Source organism: Candidatus Hydrogenedentota bacterium (assembly GCA_016791475.1).
Classification (GTDB): Bacteria; Hydrogenedentota; Hydrogenedentia; order Hydrogenedentales; family JAEUWI01; genus JAEUWI01.
In genome coordinates this window covers 80,046-95,684 of record JAEUWI010000026.1, presented here as the reverse complement: position 1 = coordinate 95,684, position 15,639 = coordinate 80,046, and the positions used below count along the sequence as shown (strand labels likewise).

Genomic DNA, 15,639 nt, shown 5'->3' with positions numbered 1-15,639 from the left:
AACAGCAAACACTACCCAAGTGGACAGTATTTACAGAAACTATTTGACACTACCCTATAGCGAGTATTGTCTTGAGTCGCACATCTATCGGCAAGTCCGAATGACTTTTTAAGAGCATTTCCTGTAGTACCGGGCTCACGTTAAATCTATCTTTCGGCGACTTCGCAACGTTTTCCTCTACACTAAGACTTTGATCGACTCCGGTCGACAGGATTTTCTCCTCAGTATCGTTTGTGTGCTCCGATCTGGCACTAGTCTCGACGAGGTCGGACACGATGGGGACTGTAGCCGCAACGCTACTTCGAGCTGAATGAATAGCGGTCAAAACTCCCGACAAGGCACCTATGCACAAGACGGCACTCATTCCAATGAATAGCTTTCGCAAAACTCTCCTCCTTCTAGGCTAAGAGTAGGCCCCGGTGCGGCGGCTTTGAGTCAAACTTTAATACGAAACGACGAGGGTGTCATTGCAATATTTAGGTTTCACGCGGATCCCTCCGACTGGGCGAGTTCGGAGGCGAGGCCTTCGGATGTAGCTGCGTTGTTGCGCAAACGTAGACTGTCATCCACGGCAAGGCAGGGATCCAATGCGCTTGCAGGGTTTACTTCGCCGCGTTCGTAGATTCCCGCTCTTGCGGGAAGGACAGATAAGTCGGCGGCCAGCGGCGCATTTCCGACCCGCGAGGACGCGCGTTCGGTCAGGCGGAGAGGGGACAGTGGGTTCTCGGGCACGCGGGACGCAGAGTCGTCTCGCAGGGAGGCCTCCATGTCGAGCAGGGCTTCCAAATCAATGGAATCTGTTGCCCCCCCCCCGCATACACCGCAGGCAGGAATTGCCACGCCTGCACGGAACTGGGGAGGAAGGTGAGCGCGGTGAAGACGGAGTCGCACCGAAGAAAAAATTGGTGGCGAGTCGAAGATCCGACTGGGCGGACGAACAGGTACATGGCGGAAGCCCTCCTCCTTGGTGTCATGAGCCCGAGAATGTGTTTTGTACTGCCGCGACTTATTGCCGCTGATTTCGAATCTACTCCTGTCTTGCGTGAATGTCAAGTAAAAAATTTCGACGGTTGCCATGGCAGCGAAAGGACGATACTCATTGTGAAATAAGCTCGAATAGACCTACATTCAGTCGTCCGAATTCTCGATTCGGGACACTGTTTCCCCCTCCCGCCCCTCGTTTTACTCCGAACCTATCCATCCATTATCATTTCCGCAGTGAGAGCAATCCCCCATAGCCCAACACCGGAGAACGCAGTTTCATGAATATTCCCGCGAATCTTTCGACCCACCAGCACCCCATCCCCGAGGGCATGCTCGCCGAGTTGCGCGATAGCGCCGATCTGGTTTCGGATTCGGAGGGACTTCAGGCGCGGATGGCGGAGGACGGCTATCTGTTTTTGCGCGGGGTGCTGAATATCGAAGATGTGCTGGCGGCGCGTGCGGAGGTGATCGCGCGCCTGGCGGCCGTGGGTGAATTGGCGGAGCCGTATGAAGACGCCATATCGTCGCACACGAGTCGGCGGGGCGAGTTGGTGGAAGATTTGGGTGCGTTCTGGCAGTCCATGTGCGAAGGTGCGGCGTTGCGCAAGGTGACGCACAGTGGCAACATCGTAAAGATCATGGAGACGCTCATCGGGGAGCCGGTGCGGTCCTATGACTTTTTGTGGCTCCGCACGATGCATCCGGGTCGGGCCTCGGCTTTTCACTTTGATCATGTGTATATGAATCGCGGCACGGACCGCCTTTTCACGGTGTGGACGCCGTTGGGCGATGCGACGCTGGATGAAGGGCCCCTGCTCCTGGTGGAGGATTCACACCGGTGGACGGACCTGCACGAGGAATTCCGCGGGCTGGATGTGGACAAGGACAAATCGCGCCCCGGCCATGTGACGCTGGATCCGGTGTCGCTGGCGACGGAGCGCGGGGTACACCTGCTGTCGGCGAATTTCAAGGCGGGTGACGTGGTGATCATGCCCATGTTCATGCTGCATGGCTCGCTGGACAACCGCAGCCCGGTCCACCGCGTACGCTTTTCTTCGGACACGCGTTATCAGGCGGCATCGGAGCCCATCGACGAGCGTTGGATCGGAGAAAATCCCATCGGCCACGGCGGGGGTTATGGCTCGATGGGCGGTGCAAAGCCCGCGACGAGCGATCCGCTATTCAGGTGAGGAAGGCTGTAGGATGAAGTCTGAAGGATGAAGTCTGAAGGATGAAGTCTGAAGGATGAAGCGCGGGCTATTGGTGATTTTTCATACTTCAGCCTTCAAACTTCAGCCTTCAATTCACTCCGGCGCCACGAGCTGTTTGCGCTGGCGCAAAAACTTCGGCAGTACGCCGTGTCGTGGTGAGGCCAGTGCCGCGAGGACGTAGAGTCCGCCGCTGACGACGGCCATGGCACCGGCGATGGCGCCGTCGACCCAGGCCGCCAGGGCGTAGCCGCCGAGGGCGCTGAGCACGCCCACGATCACGGAAATCATGAGCATGTGAGAGAGGCGATCGGTGAGCAGATAGGCCGTGTTGGCGGGCACGATGAGCATGGCCACCACGAGGATGGCCCCCACGCTCTCGAAGGAGGCGACGGTGGTCAACGACACGAAGCCCATGAGAAGGTAGTGCCAGAAGGCCACGTTGATCCCGATGGATGCGGCGAGGGCGGGGTCGAAGGAGCAGATCTTGAGCTGCTTGTAGCCGAGAAGCACGAAGATCAGATTGAATACGGAGACCGCACCCGTGAGCCAGACGGCGCGCGGCCCGAGGTTGTAATCGCCCCAGGTCAGGGTGTCGAGGGGCGCAAAGACGATCTCGCCGTACAGCACGCAGTCCACGTCGAGATCCACGGTGCCCGTGTATTTGCTTACCAGGATCACCCCGATGGCGAAGAGCCACGTGAAGGTCACGCCCATGGCGGCGTCGGACTGGAGTTTACCGAAGCGGTTGAGCACGTCGGTCAGAAATGCGGTGAGCATGCCCATGGCCATGGCGCCGACGAGCATGGGGACGATGTTGCGGCTGCCGGTCAGCATGAAGGCGATGACGATGCCGGGCAGCACGGCGTGGCTGATGGCGTCGCCCAGCATGGAGAGTCGACGCAGCACGAGGAAGCAGCCCACCAGGGAACACGAAGCGGCGACCAGGCTGCCGATGACCAATATCCAGAAGGTGTCCATCGTAATCATCGGGCCTGCCCTTCCTGGGCCGCTGCGGGGATTTGCTGGCCGTGGGGATCGAGGCCCTCGTCGCCCAGCTCGTCCATCAAGCGCTGCTCCAACTCGGGTGTGAGAATGTGCTCGATTTCTTCCGCGTCATCGTGGACGTGGTCCGGCGCGATCTCCAACTTTTTCATGAGATAGAGTTCCCACAGGCGGTGCAGACGCGTCAGGCGTTCGGCCGCTTCAATACCGGCACGGGTGAGGATAAAGCGGCCACCGCTTTCCTCCGATACGAGGCCTTCATGTTCCAGGCGGCGTACCGTGCGCTGCAGGAAGCCCATGGGCATGTCGCGGTGCTGGAGCAGTTCGCCCAGCGAGCGGGGCTCGTGCCAGTCGCGCGCGGCCTCGCCGAATTTGTACAGGGTGCGCAGAATGTTTTCCGTGGCGGTCTTGCGGCGGAAGCGACGGTGGCGCACGACGCGGGCCAGGGCGCCGCGCCGGGGCGCGACGAGGAAGGACACGATGAAGATGCTGGTCACCCCCACCACCATCCAGGGTCCCGTGGGCATACGCGCGCTGAGGTAGCTCACGTAGGCGCCGATGAAGCCGCTGATCGCGCCAAAGAGCACGGCCAGTAGGAGCATCCTGCCGAGATGATCGGTCCAGTAGCGCGCGGCGGCCGCGGGGGTCACCAGCATGGCCGCCATCAGTACGACGCCGACCGCCTGCAGGCCGATACACACGGCGAGGACGATCATGGTGGCCAGTGCGATTTCCACGGCGCGCACGGGCAGACCAAGCCCGCGGGCGAAATCGGGATCGAAGGATACGATCTTCAGTTCCTTGTAGCCCACGAGCACAATCGCGCACAGGACCAGCCCGAGACCGCCGAGGAGGTAGACATCCTTTTCCACCAGCGAGGCGGCCTGGCCGAAGAGGAATTTGTCCAGCCCCGACTGGGCGGCGTTGCCGGATTTCTGGATATGGGTGAGCAGAAGAATGCCGAGGCCGAAGAACACGGAGAGCACCATGCCCAGGGCGCTGTCTTCCTTGCAGCGGGTGTACTTCACAATCCACTCGATGGCCAGCGACCCCATCCAGCAGGAGACGACGGCGCCGGAGAGGACGACCAGGGGCTCCTTGGTGCCGGTGAGCATGAAGGCCATGCACACGCCCGGCAGGGCCGCGTGGGAAAGGGCATCGCCCAGGAGAGAGCGCTTGCGGAGAAAGGCGAAGCAGCCCAGGAGCCCGGCGGATATACCGAGGATGACGCAACCCGCCAGCACATAGACCACATTCGCGCTGGGAAAGGTGAAGAATTCCAGCCAGGGCGGTAAACCTTCAGGCGCGGCGCCGTTCATTCCGCCGCCTTCCGGGAGATCCACTCCTTCTCCCGCAGGCGCTCCGTCACCTCGGTGAGCAGGTGGAGCCGCCCGCCATAGGTGGCGTTGAGGTTCTCCGGCGTAAAGGTCGTGGCCACGGGGCCAAAGGCGACGGCGCGCAGGTTGAGCATGAGCACGGAGTCGAAATAGTCCGGCACGCTGTGGAGATCGTGATGGACCACCACGACCGTGCTGCCCTGGGCGCGCAACTCGCGCAGCAGGGTCACTATGGCCTTTTCCGTGGTCGCGTCCACGCCCGCAAAGGGCTCGTCCATGAGGTAGACCCGGGTCTGCTGGGCGAGTGCCCGCGCCAGGAAGACGCGCTGCTGCTGGCCACCGGAGAGCTGGCTGATCTGGCGATCGGCGTAGTCTCCCATGCCCACCTTGGCCAGGCTCTCCCGCGCGATCTCGCGGTCCCGTTTGTGGGGCCTGCCGAAAAGGGAGAGATGGCCGTAGCGCCCCATGAGCACCACGTCGAGGGCGGTGGTGGGAAAATCCCAGTCCACCGATTCCCGCTGGGGCACGTAGGCCACGGCGGAAAGGGCCCGACGGGACGACTGGCCGAAGATCTTCACATGGCCCGAGGCCAGGGGCACGAGGCCCATGATGGCTTTGATGAGGGTGCTCTTGCCCGCGCCGTTGGGCCCCACCACGCCGATGAGCTCGCCCTTGGGAAAAGAGAGGTCAATGTCCCAGAGGACGGGGCGGTGCTGATAGGCCACCGTCAGGTCATGGACTTCAATGGGTGCGGCTTCAACCGGGGCTTGCATCGCTCTTCAGGGCCTCCACTATCGTATCCACATTGTGCCGGACCATCCCGAGGTAGGTGCCTTCGGGCGTTCCCGTCTCCCCCATCGCATCGGAGTACAGCGTGCCGCCGAGGCGCACGGTGTGCCCCTTCGATGCAGCCCCCGCGATCAGCGCCTCGATGGACGCGTGAGAAATCGACGTTTCCACAAAGACCGCCTGGATCTTGCGGCTCACCAGCAACTCCACCAGTTTGTTCAAGTCCTGCAGGCCGTATTCGGAGGATGTACTGATCCCCTGAATGCCCATGACTTCGAGGCCATAAGCCCGGCCAAAATAACCGAAAGCGTCGTGGGCCGTCACGAGAACGCGGTGGTCCTCCGGGATGGTCGCGATCCGGGTGCGGGCGTATTCATGCAGCTCCGCCAGCTTCGCCTGATAGGCCGCCGCGCGTTCGTCGAAATAACCCTTCTGTTCAGGGCGGCTTTCCACCAGGATGGCGTGGATGCGCTCGGCTACTTTTTGCCACAAGGATACATCAAACCACACATGGGGATCGTAATTTCCCTGAAACTCCGGCGGCTCGCGCAGCAGGGTCGGATCGATCTGGTCCGTTACCTGATAGGTCTTCACCCGGCTCGCCATTCCAACAAGGACATCCGCCATTCGGCCTTCGAGGTGCAGCCCGTTGTAGAGTATGACATCCGCTTCATTCAAGCGGGCCAGGTCGCCCTGGGAGGCCTTGTAGAGGTGCGGATCGACACCGGAACCCATCAGGCTCGTCACGACGACCTGCTCGCCGCCGATTTCCTGGGCCACGTCGCCGATCATGCCGATGGTGCAGGTGATTTTCAGGGGCGCGGTGCTATCCGCGGGCCCGGCGGGTCCAGCGGCCTGTTTGCAACCGGTCAACGGCGCAAACAGGGCCAGGCCGAGGAGCCACGGAATCATTTTGGATTTATTCATACAGGAACCCTCAAACATCGCGCAGGCTCCGCCACCGAGCGTGGTCGGTTGCGCTGGTTTCTTGACGCATGCACTATAGCAGATTTTTAGCCCCGGCGCAAGTAATTTTGAAGCATGCCTAATTAATAAAATGAAACTCCATAATACACCTTTCAACGAAAAGGCGCCCGTGCCGGTAAGGCACGGGCGCGTGTATTTCGAAAGTGTGTTGCTATCGGCGTGATTAGTTCGGTGTGACGACGACGTCCACCCGCATCTCGGTTTCGATCGTGCCGTCGCGGTGGTCGGGGACCAGCTTTACGTGGATCACGTCTATTCCCGTCACAGGACCACCGGGCAGTGGCAGGTTTGCTTTTTCCCGATTGACATCGTCAAAGAGGCTGCCGTCGAGGGTATCGATGTAGAGCAGGTTACCCTGCCCATCGGACACGTGGACGATATAGCCGCAATGCCCCGTCGCGCGCCCATCGGAAGCCCAGGTAATCTGAATTTCGCTTATGTGACGATCGGCCAGGTTCCAGACCGCATAGACGGGAATCGCCGGGATCGAATTGTTGATGGCGGCGCGGCTTTCGAGGGTCTGCCGGAAAAGGGCCAACGCTTCGGGATCGGGCACGATTTCATCGGCCCATGCGGCCTCTTTCGCCGCATCAACCGGGTAGGGTTCGGCCAGGGGTTCACCCATTCGAAACACGAGCTGATTCCCCTTGGATACCCCCGTCTTACCGAGGTCGTTGGATACGAGAATATCACCTTCGGTCACCGTGACTTTGGTGGCGTCGGATTTCACTTCGACCACGAAGGCCGTGCCAAACACCAGGATTTCTCCGCCAGGCGTTTTCACGTTGAACAGGCGCTTGTCCCGGCCCACGTCAAAAAAGGTCAGGCCTTGTTCCACGCTTACGCGGCGATTGTCCTGGATGGTAAGTCCCGAGCTGTAGTTCGCCTTGACGATTGAGCCGCCGATCAGCGAGATCGCCAGCCTGCCCTTCGCCAGGGTTTCAAACTGGTCTCCCGGGCGCACCAGCGACTTCAGCTCGGCCGCCACATAGGTTTCATCCTCGCCCGCCTTGCAAAAAACCTCATTTCCGTTGCTGTAGGTCACCATACCCACCGCGGGCGGGCGCACTGAGGACGGCGCGGTTTCGCCGGTATAGAAGTAAAGCCCGGCCAGGGTCAACAGGGCGGCCGCGGCCACGAGCAACATTCTGGGGAAGGGGACAACCCGGGTGCGCCGGCGGGCATACTGCGGATCGGTGGGATGGGAACCCATCCTCGGCGCCGGGTCCATCTCGGGAAGGTGATCCAGGACCTGCGAGCGAAGGCCTCCACGCAGCCGCTGAGTGAAAAGTGATTCGAAAATTTTCGCGGAACACGCGTTCTGTTCGCCCAAGTCATGCCGGCAGGACGGGCACTCGCGGAGGTGCTGCTCGAGGATGCTCTTTTCGGCATTCCCGAGTTCTCCGTCGATATACGCCTGCAGCAGGCTGCTTACTTGCGAACATGAGGCCAAGTGGACTCTTCCTCCTGATTTCCGTCTTCCGACAACACCGTGCGAAGCTGGCGCCCGGCGCGGTGCAATATGCCACGTATCTCGTCGCGGGACTCGCCCGTGAACCGACTGATTTCTTCGTAACTCAACTCTTGCAGATACCGGAGCATGACCGGCAATCGGTACCGCTCGGGCAGGGTATCAATAGCCCGCTGCACGCGGGCGTAGAGGTCTTCCCGCTCCATGAAGGCCTCGGGACCCCTGCGCGCCTCCTCCATCGAGATCGTGCGCCGATGGGGCAACGGGGTCTCGTGATTCAGGCGGGACCGGTTCTTCCGAAGCCAGTTCGCCGACGTGCGCGTAGTGATCTCCCGAAGCCAGGGGCCAATCTTGTTGGGATCTTTCAGGCGGCGCAATCCGCGATAGGCCGCCCAGAAAGCCTCCTGGGAGACGTCTTCCGCCGCGCCATAGCGACCGACATAGTAGTGGGCCGTGGCGTAGACGGAAGATTCATAGCGCTCTACGAGATCGCCGAAGGCATCGGTATCCCCCTCCAGGCAGCGGAGCACCAGCGCGGCATCGCTCAGTGTCGACATGGGTACTCCTTCGCCAAGCTCTGCGACGATGCTGCCGCAACTTGTGCAGCGAGTCTGATTAAACTTTCCACAGTATAAGTGGTTCGCATGATCATATCTCGCATATTGAGTTCCACAATGGAGCCATACGACAATTATTCAGCATAAATAGGTGCGAATTTTCGGCGGTTAGCCGGGGAAAATTACACCGAGCTGACCGATCAACTCACTGCTGTGTCCGGCGGCGCGGAGCGGGCGAACAAGATCCGCTTCGAGATCCGGGACATAATAGTTTAGCACCTTTCCTGTTCCTGTGATGGTATAGGGCCCCGCGCCAGCCGGAATCATCACCGCGCGGCAGACTTGCAGTGCACAGCGTTCCTCCCCGGCGCGGATCTCCATTTCCCCGTCTCGGGGCATCACAATGTGGAAGGAGCGTCCCCCGGTATCACGTCGGAAGGCGCCGTCCAGGGAAATGAGTTCGTTCACGAAATACTTGCAGGCGCCGAGGACGGACACTTCCGCGCCGTCCAGGTGATAACCCAGTGGCCGGGAAGCGCCCGGATGGGACAGCCCGAATCGGGTCACCTGAGCGGCCTTGTCGAGATGAAGTTCACGAGCGCGCCCGTGGGCGTCGGTGCGGTCCCAATCGTAGATTCGGTAGGTGATATCGCTGTTTTGCTGGATCTCGGCCAGCAGAATCCCGGCGCCGATCGCGTGGACCGTGCCGGCCGAAACGAAGGCCGTCGTGCCGGGCACGGCGGGGATGGATTTCATGAATTCCTGGATCGTGCCGTCCTCCACGGCGACTTGAAACTGTTCCGGCGTGACGGCGGGGTCGAGCCCGCAAATCAGTGCGCTGTCCGGTTCGGCGGCGAGTACATGCCACATCTCGGTCTTACCCACGTCGGGCTCGCCGAGGCGGATGGCGTCCTCGTCATCGGGGTGCACCTGTACCGAAAGCACCTCGGCGGCATCGAGGATTTTCAGGAGGAGGGGAAAGCGACCGTGGATGGTTGGGGCGGCGTGGGTGCCCAGGAGGTAGTCGGGCGATGACAGCACGAGATCGTGGAGGGTCTGCCCGCGCCAGGCCCCGTTCGAAACGCGACTTTCATGGGCGGGGTGATCCGAGATCAACCAGGCTTCACCCAGGGGGACATTGCGGGGGGCATCAAAACCCGGCAACGAAGCAAAACGGTGCCCGCCCCAGATGCGCTCGAAGAAGGCGGGATCGAATTGAATTAACGATTGGGTCATGGTGGAACACTACTCCCTGGCACCATGGCTGGCCCGATCCAGACCGCACGGGTCGACTCACTGGGCACGTTCAACGCGCGCGCACCGATACCGGTCAGGCGACCGGGGCGAGCTGCTGAAGGTACCATGCAATCACTTCGGGCCCGACGAAGAGGTAAACCAGGCCCGCAATGGCGATATAGGGACCAAAGGGAAGGTAATGCGCGCCCAGCGAAATACCGTCGTCACTTTCGTCGTCCTTTTCAGGCTCCCCGCCATCCGTTTCTGCTTCCGGTGTGGTTTCGGCCGCGGCGGGCGCGCCCTTGAGCTTGAAATAGAGAATCATGGAAAGGCCGATGGTGCTGCCGAGTACGGAGGCGAGCATGAGCGTGCCCAGCACGCCCTGCCAGCCAATGAAAGCACCCAACATGGCCATCAGCTTTACGTCGCCGAAGCCCATACCCGGCTTCTTGAGGACAAAAATAGCGATGCGGTCAAGGCCATACAGAATTCCGAAGCCCAGGGCGATGCCCGCGAGCGCGTCGAAGGGATGTATGACGCGCAACCCCGCAGCCGGGACCAGCATGGCGATGACGGAAAGGCCAAGCCCCACGGGGACACCCGGCAGGGTGATTTCATTCGGGATGGTCCAGTCCGCGAGGTCCTGAAAGGTGACAACGACCATGGCCGCCGCCAGGGCCATATAGATGGGTGTGGCGAGGGTCATGTCGAAGCGAAGGTAGACGAGGACAAACAAGACGCCGGTGATCGCTTCGACCACGGGATACTGCCATGAGATGGGGGCTTTGCAGTGGCGACACTTTGCGGCAAGTATCAACCAGCTCAACAGGGGAATATTGTCGTACCACGCGATGGCGTTCATACACTTGGGGCACCGCGACCGGGGAGAAACCACCGATTCGCCGTGGGGCCAGCGCCCGACGCACACATTGCAGAAACTCCCGACCAGCAACCCCATGATCAAAGACACCGCTAGAAAAAGACTATTGAACTGGGCCATTACTGCATCTTCGGGCATAATTTCGGCAATCCTCTCCTTGGTTGAGGGCTAGAGTATATGCGCTGCCCCCCGACGGGCGCAAGACTTAGTTTGAGGGATAGTTGATAGTTGATAGTTGACAATTGACAGCGATAGGACGGATACGACCGACAGGACGTATATTTGAAATCGGCAGTATTGGTCGTATTGGTTCTACGTGCCCAGCTCGTCCACCATCTACCATCCACCATCCACCACCCACCATCCACCATCCACCATCTACCATCCACCATCCACCATCCACCACCCACCATCCACCATCCACTGTCCACTGTCCACTGTCCACTGTCCACTGTCCACTGTCCACTGTCAACTGCCAAGCGCTTTCGCCATCAGCAGGGCGCCTGCGGTGACCACATCCTCCTCCAGCGCGCAGGGCACAACGCTGAAACTGCCCTGGTAGGCCCCGAAGGCCAGGGCGTCCACGCGCTCCGCCAGTGCGTCGAGGAGCACATCGCCCATGAGCGAGACCCCGCCGCCCATGGCAATCTTCTCGGGATGAAGCAGCGTAACCACATTCGCCAGCGCCTGTCCTACGCCCGCCGCCACGGCGCGAATCTCGGCCAGGGCCCGCGCATCACCCGTCCGTGCGGCATCCGCAAGCATGGGGCAGGTCAAACGTCCGGCATCGCCTCCGCACATCACGCCCAGAGGCGACTTCGGATCGAGGTCGCTCCAGTTTCGGATTCGGCGGGTTATGGACCAGCCGGAGCAAAGGTGCTCCAGTTTGTCGATGGCGCCGGGCGTGTTCGAGGTCCAATCCGACACCCAGGTGTGTCCAATCTCACAGGCGCCGAGCCCCTGGCCGTTGTACAGCTTGCCATCGACGACGAGCGCGCCGCCGATGCCGCTGCCAATATTGCAGTAGACAAAAGTATTGGCGCCCTGCCCCGCCCCCAGACAATACTCCGCCCAACCCGCCGCGTTGGCATCGTTTTCCACACAGGTCGGTAGCGAGAAACGCTCTTCGAACCACTGCTTCAAATGGACACCGTCCCAGCCGCCGACCTGATGGGATACGAGCACGCGCCCCGTCGCCGAATCCACCGGACCACCGAAGCCCACGCCGATGGCGCGACAGGCCCCGTCCCCCGGGCAACGCCCGATCACCGTCGCCGTTGACGTCTCCAGCCATGCCAGAATGCCTTCGGCGCCGCGCGCGGGATCGACGTTGCCCCGCTCGACATCGACAATTTTTCCTTCCGGTGTGCCCAGCGCCACCTGCAGTTTTGTTCCACCAATTTCTACGGCGAGTAAGTAGTCTTTCATGATTAATCCTTGCTTCAACCAATCTCGATACCACGGTCTTCCGTGGAAACGCCTACCGGCCCGCCAGTGCTTCGTTCAGCTTTGCCAGAAAGGCTTCGCCGAAGGTCGCCCGCACGTTGTCGGCAATATCCGGATACAACTTCTTTGGCTTCCCTCCCCGTTTCCAGGCGCAGGGAAACTCGTATATATCGTCCTGAAGGGTGAGGACCGGCGGATCGCCCTCGGCCAGGGCCAGGGGCCACATGGTGCATACCGAAGGCTTCTGCTGATAAGGGTCCAGATCGTGCTTCAGCGCCGCCGCGTGAAGTGAACACCAGCCGCGGCCCTCTTTGTCCCTAAAGGAAAAGGCGCAGGCGCCCGACTCCTCATGACAGTCGATGGCCAAGCGACCGGGCTCCACGCGCTCGAAGGGATTTTCGAATTCGCCCCCCTCGCCCACCTCCGGCGCAAACTTCGCGGCGTCGGGCATCAGTCCCACCGCCCGCTTGATGTCCGCCTTGTCCACCGTGATCTCATATTGAGCGCAGCAATACCGGCCGTTGCGGCAGAGCATGGGGTCGCAATAATGCTTCAGGCGCAGGAGTGCCCGCACGTCCACCAGGATACCCTCGATGAGGAGCATCCCATCCGATTCCGTCATCGGGAATCCCTCCGGGCCAGGGCATCACGCGAAGCATCCGCCCGTTGACCAAACCAGGCATCAACGAAGGATTTCGAAAGGCTGGGTTGGTGGTTCTTTTGATAGGTGCGGAAGCGCGACGGCGGCGCGGCATTTTTGTAGCACGCGTCGAGAATGGGATTCACCCGGCGACCCCGCCAGGAAGCATAGCGGTTGGGATTGTAGGACTCGTCCATTTCCGGCGTGATATAGTCCCGAATGTCGAGTCCACCGCGATAGCGCCAGGCGCCCTTCTCGCGATAGAAGAGGGGCCCGTCCCCCGCGCTGAAGGCCAGCGCCAGCCGGAAGCCCTGGTAGTTCGCCTCCATATCGCCGTGGGAGAAAATCCCATCCACCAGTTTCCCGACCAGGTTGGATTCGTGTTGAATCCCCCACCTGAGCACACGATCCAGCGCCGCGTCGGGGCTGTCGCCCGCTGCAAGGGCGCGCTGATAGATTTGGAAATAGCGCCGCCCGAAGCCGAACATATGCCCGATCTTGTCAATACCCAGATAGACGTCGCCCACGCGAATCGTCTGCGCCATGGGCAGCAGGTACGGGAAGGCGGGCCGCCGAAAGATACTCATCCGCTGGTACTCCCAATCGGAGAGATCATCCGAAGGAAAGCGTTCCACCTCGGGAGAGGTCTTCAACCAGTTTCGAATCCGAGAGGCGTGGAGCCCCTCAAACAGGTGGAGGTAGAGGTCGACACTGAGATCCTCCACGCATGCCGGGGGACGCGTGCGGCGATTGGCCTTCACCAGAAATCGGTTAATTTCCGCATCCAGATAGGCATTCAATTCCGCGGAAGAATCCCTCAGGGTTGTCCCCCACGTTAAATATTGATCCGTCTCCCCCGCCGCGACTTTCGATACCCCCGCAAGCACGAAGCTTCCGGTCGCGCACGCCACAAGCGTGAAGTATCTGAAGATTTCGCCGTTGGATTTCATAGACTGACCGGATTTGCCGCCGCAGGTTAAAGGCTAAGGGAATAGTAGCACAAAGTTCACACATGTTCGGAAGAGCGGTGCCCCGCCTCGCGCCACCGGTGCAATGCCGCACCTCTGGACACGCCCCATTCTTAACCGACCCATCGTCCCGAATAACAAGAGCGCCGCCCGATGGGGCGGCGCAATTGCAGACTAATCGGTATTAATCGTCACATGTCCATGTAGGGCATGGCGGGAACGAGGCCCTTCAGCCGCGCGTACACGGTCAACGCGCCACGGTGATGGGCCGTGTGCTCTTCAATCGCGCCGACAATGCAGAGTTTCGGCGCACCGCCCATCACCGGCCCTTCGGGCAAAGGCGCTTGCAGCTCGTCCATGCTCTTCGCCTTTATCTCGGCAATCGCGCTCGCCACCGACTTGTCCAGCCACGCCCGAGCCTCGGCCAGGGAGCCGATGGCCATCACCGGGCGCATGTGATTCTCGAAGTCCATGTCGAATCCATCGGCCCGGTGAAAGGCGCCCTCGATGAACCAGTCAAAGGTCTGAGCCACGTGGGCCACCTGCTGGGCCACCGTCATCATGTCCGGTGTGGGCTTATATCCCGCAAGCTCTTCCGTAAGGCAGCGGGTCGAGCGGTCGAAAAACTCCTTGGAGGTGCTCAGGCTCTCGGCAAATTTGTCAGGGGTCATGGGGTCTTGCTCCTTGTTGTTGGTGTGTGGGTGCGTTGAACTGAGGCGAACTCTAGCACGACCCTCCTGACACGGAACGTCAGTAGACTGTAAATTAATTCAGTCCATCGAAATGAATCTCGGTGGAATGAAGCTTCAAAGACCGGGGGAGCCACCCCGCGCGCCCTGAGGATGGTATCACGGATTCACGGCCAGGGGCGGCGGCAATGTTTCGAACCCCGTCACGAGCACCTTGACCTCGCCCTTTTCCAGCGGGCGGGTGAACACCTGCGTGAAGTAATAGCCGACCGAATCATTGCCCGCTACGCCCATCCCCGTGAGGGTAAAATCCCCATTCAGGATGTTGTTTCGATGGCCCGTGCTGTTCATCCAGCCGTCTACCGCCGTTTCAACGGGGTTTGGAAAGCTGTTCCAGGCAATGTTCTCCCCGGCGCGTGAATATTCGATGCCCGCCGCGTGGATCCGGTCGAAAGGCGACTCCCCATCGGGATTGTCATGGGCGAAGAATTCCCGGGCGACCATATCCTCGCTGTGGGCCCGTGCCACGGCGCGCAGGTCGGCGTCCATCGTCAAGGGATCGACGTCGGCGGCGACACGCTCCCCGTTGATCAGGTCCAGCGTTTCAATTTCCATCGCCGCAATCCCGTCGCCTTCGCCTTCGCCCTCACCTTCCCCCCCGCCGCCACCGGGATTCTCCGGACACCCGGCCAGTGCGATGGCCATTAAGAGCAACGCGACCAGTCGGGTCTTTCCGAGGATACAAATGCGAGACTGCATGGTCCGACTCCCGCCCCGAGGGGCTTTATCCGTGGTGGAATGGCCGAACCGCACAAGACAAAAAATTGCCGCCCGGCATCTGCCCCATTCTGCCACAGCGGGGCAAAATTTGCGAACCGCCAGGAGACGCCCTTACTCCAGCGCGTCTTTCGCGAAGAGATACTCGTTGCTCTCTTCGGGGAAAACTTCCATCATCTTGCGATATAGCAGACGCAGACTACTCTGATCATCCAGATTACTGTAGCAGGTCATGAGCTGGTGATACACTCCCTTGATGCCGGGCCAGTCCGGATATTGCTCGATTACCTGCTCGTAGTAGCGAGCGGCCGTTGCGTAGTCCTGTTTCTTCTGCTTGTACAGATTCCCCAGGGCGCTGAGGAGAGCCGCCGCCTCTTCCGGCTCCGGGTTCTGCTCCAGCGATGCCGTATGCTCGGCGATAACCGTGTCCGTCGACTTCTCGGGACTGGCCTGGGCTTCACGCGCACCGGCGGCGGCTTTTGCGCGCTCGAACTCGTCCCGCAACGCGGCCTGGGCGTCCACCGCGGTGGACTCAGGCTCCGGTTCCACGGTCCCGCCGGGTGCGATAGCGCCCCGAGCGTAGTAAAGCGCCGCCCCCACCACCAGCACGACCGCGAGTGCGAGATACCAATTCGATTTCAACCACGCCACAGAACCCTCCAATC

The 15,639-nt window shown here is 60.8% G+C and carries 15 protein-coding genes; 1 reads left to right on the top strand and 14 read right to left on the bottom strand.

Going from position 1 to position 15,639, the window contains the following annotated elements; translation table 11 throughout:
* Nucleotides 1-1,262 precede the first annotated feature (1,262 nt).
* Nucleotides 1,263-2,174: a phytanoyl-CoA dioxygenase family protein gene (locus tag JNK74_15290; GenBank protein ID MBL7647549.1), complete on the top strand. Its 912-nt coding sequence runs from the start codon at nt 1,263-1,265 to the stop codon at nt 2,172-2,174.
* Nucleotides 2,175-2,288: 114 nt separating this feature from the next.
* Here the strand turns inward: JNK74_15290 and JNK74_15285 are convergent, their stop codons facing one another.
* The 14 genes from JNK74_15285 to JNK74_15220 form a co-directional block, all read right to left on the bottom strand.
* On the bottom strand, nt 2,289-3,179 hold the full coding sequence (locus JNK74_15285) for a metal ABC transporter permease (protein ID MBL7647548.1): 891 nt from the start codon (nt 3,177-3,179) through the stop codon (nt 2,289-2,291).
* Nucleotides 3,179-4,516: a metal ABC transporter permease gene (locus JNK74_15280; GenBank protein ID MBL7647547.1), complete on the bottom strand. Its 1,338-nt coding sequence runs from the start codon at nt 4,514-4,516 to the stop codon at nt 3,179-3,181. Before JNK74_15280 ends, JNK74_15285 begins: the two co-directional genes overlap by 1 nt.
* Nucleotides 4,513-5,307: a metal ABC transporter ATP-binding protein gene (locus JNK74_15275; protein ID MBL7647546.1), complete on the bottom strand. Its 795-nt coding sequence runs from the start codon at nt 5,305-5,307 to the stop codon at nt 4,513-4,515. Before JNK74_15275 ends, JNK74_15280 begins: the two co-directional genes overlap by 4 nt.
* Entirely contained in the window at nt 5,291-6,235 is a 945-nt protein-coding gene (locus JNK74_15270; GenBank protein MBL7647545.1) for a zinc ABC transporter substrate-binding protein, read from the bottom strand. Before JNK74_15270 ends, JNK74_15275 begins: the two co-directional genes overlap by 17 nt.
* A 238-nt stretch (nt 6,236-6,473) precedes the next feature.
* The gene (locus tag JNK74_15265) at nt 6,474-7,763 is read right to left on the bottom strand and encodes a zf-HC2 domain-containing protein (GenBank protein ID MBL7647544.1); all 1,290 of its coding nucleotides are present in this window, start codon (nt 7,761-7,763) and stop codon (nt 6,474-6,476) included.
* Entirely contained in the window at nt 7,742-8,338 is a 597-nt protein-coding gene (locus JNK74_15260) for a sigma-70 family RNA polymerase sigma factor (protein MBL7647543.1), read from the bottom strand. Before JNK74_15260 ends, JNK74_15265 begins: the two co-directional genes overlap by 22 nt.
* A gap of 168 nt (nt 8,339-8,506) precedes the next feature.
* Nucleotides 8,507-9,574: a class I mannose-6-phosphate isomerase gene (locus tag JNK74_15255; protein ID MBL7647542.1), complete on the bottom strand. Its 1,068-nt coding sequence runs from the start codon at nt 9,572-9,574 to the stop codon at nt 8,507-8,509.
* A 94-nt stretch (nt 9,575-9,668) separates the two neighbouring features.
* Nucleotides 9,669-10,592, bottom strand: coding sequence for a prepilin peptidase (locus tag JNK74_15250; protein MBL7647541.1), 924 nt, complete (start codon nt 10,590-10,592; stop codon nt 9,669-9,671).
* Between the two features lie 330 nt (nt 10,593-10,922).
* The gene (locus JNK74_15245; GenBank protein ID MBL7647540.1) at nt 10,923-11,882 is read right to left on the bottom strand and encodes an ROK family protein; all 960 of its coding nucleotides are present in this window, start codon (nt 11,880-11,882) and stop codon (nt 10,923-10,925) included.
* Nucleotides 11,883-11,934: 52 nt separating this feature from the next.
* Nucleotides 11,935-12,522, bottom strand: coding sequence for a hypothetical protein (locus JNK74_15240; protein ID MBL7647539.1), 588 nt, complete (start codon nt 12,520-12,522; stop codon nt 11,935-11,937).
* A complete protein-coding gene (locus JNK74_15235; GenBank protein MBL7647538.1) occupies nt 12,519-13,490 on the bottom strand; it encodes a hypothetical protein in 972 nt (323 codons plus the stop codon). The genes JNK74_15240 and JNK74_15235 overlap by 4 nt, the downstream gene beginning before the upstream one ends.
* Nucleotides 13,491-13,699: 209 nt before the next feature.
* Nucleotides 13,700-14,179 carry a DinB family protein gene (locus JNK74_15230; protein ID MBL7647537.1) on the bottom strand — a complete coding sequence of 160 codons (480 nt, stop codon included), beginning with the start codon at nt 14,177-14,179 and terminating at the stop codon, nt 13,700-13,702.
* 177 nt (nt 14,180-14,356) lie between these two features.
* On the bottom strand, nt 14,357-14,956 hold the full coding sequence (locus JNK74_15225) for a CAP domain-containing protein (protein MBL7647536.1): 600 nt from the start codon (nt 14,954-14,956) through the stop codon (nt 14,357-14,359).
* A gap of 132 nt (nt 14,957-15,088) precedes the next feature.
* Nucleotides 15,089-15,625 (bottom strand): hypothetical protein, encoded by a 537-nt coding sequence (locus tag JNK74_15220; GenBank protein ID MBL7647535.1) that lies wholly within the window; start codon nt 15,623-15,625, stop codon nt 15,089-15,091.
* Nucleotides 15,626-15,639 lie beyond the last annotated feature (14 nt).

What these genes read in the sequence shown, in the direction of transcription:
- JNK74_15240 (MBL7647539.1), bottom strand. Translation starts at nt 12,522, where the DNA reads ATGACGGAATCGGATGGGATGCTCCTCATCGAGGGTATCCTGGTGGAC.
- JNK74_15255 (MBL7647542.1), bottom strand. Translation starts at nt 9,574, where the DNA reads ATGACCCAATCGTTAATTCAATTCGATCCCGCCTTCTTCGAGCGCATC.
- JNK74_15235 (MBL7647538.1), bottom strand. Translation starts at nt 13,490, where the DNA reads ATGAAATCCAACGGCGAAATCTTCAGATACTTCACGCTTGTGGCGTGC.
- JNK74_15280 (MBL7647547.1), bottom strand. Translation starts at nt 4,516, where the DNA reads ATGAACGGCGCCGCGCCTGAAGGTTTACCGCCCTGGCTGGAATTCTTC.
- JNK74_15275 (MBL7647546.1), bottom strand. Translation starts at nt 5,307, where the DNA reads ATGCAAGCCCCGGTTGAAGCCGCACCCATTGAAGTCCATGACCTGACG.
- JNK74_15270 (MBL7647545.1), bottom strand. Translation starts at nt 6,235, where the DNA reads ATGATTCCGTGGCTCCTCGGCCTGGCCCTGTTTGCGCCGTTGACCGGT.
- JNK74_15245 (MBL7647540.1), bottom strand. Translation starts at nt 11,882, where the DNA reads ATGAAAGACTACTTACTCGCCGTAGAAATTGGTGGAACAAAACTGCAG.
- JNK74_15225 (MBL7647536.1), bottom strand. Translation starts at nt 14,956, where the DNA reads ATGCAGTCTCGCATTTGTATCCTCGGAAAGACCCGACTGGTCGCGTTG.
- JNK74_15260 (MBL7647543.1), bottom strand. Translation starts at nt 8,338, where the DNA reads ATGTCGACACTGAGCGATGCCGCGCTGGTGCTCCGCTGCCTGGAGGGG.
- JNK74_15250 (MBL7647541.1), bottom strand. Translation starts at nt 10,592, where the DNA reads ATGCCCGAAGATGCAGTAATGGCCCAGTTCAATAGTCTTTTTCTAGCG.
- JNK74_15290 (MBL7647549.1), top strand. Translation starts at nt 1,263, where the DNA reads ATGAATATTCCCGCGAATCTTTCGACCCACCAGCACCCCATCCCCGAG.
- JNK74_15230 (MBL7647537.1), bottom strand. Translation starts at nt 14,179, where the DNA reads ATGACCCCTGACAAATTTGCCGAGAGCCTGAGCACCTCCAAGGAGTTT.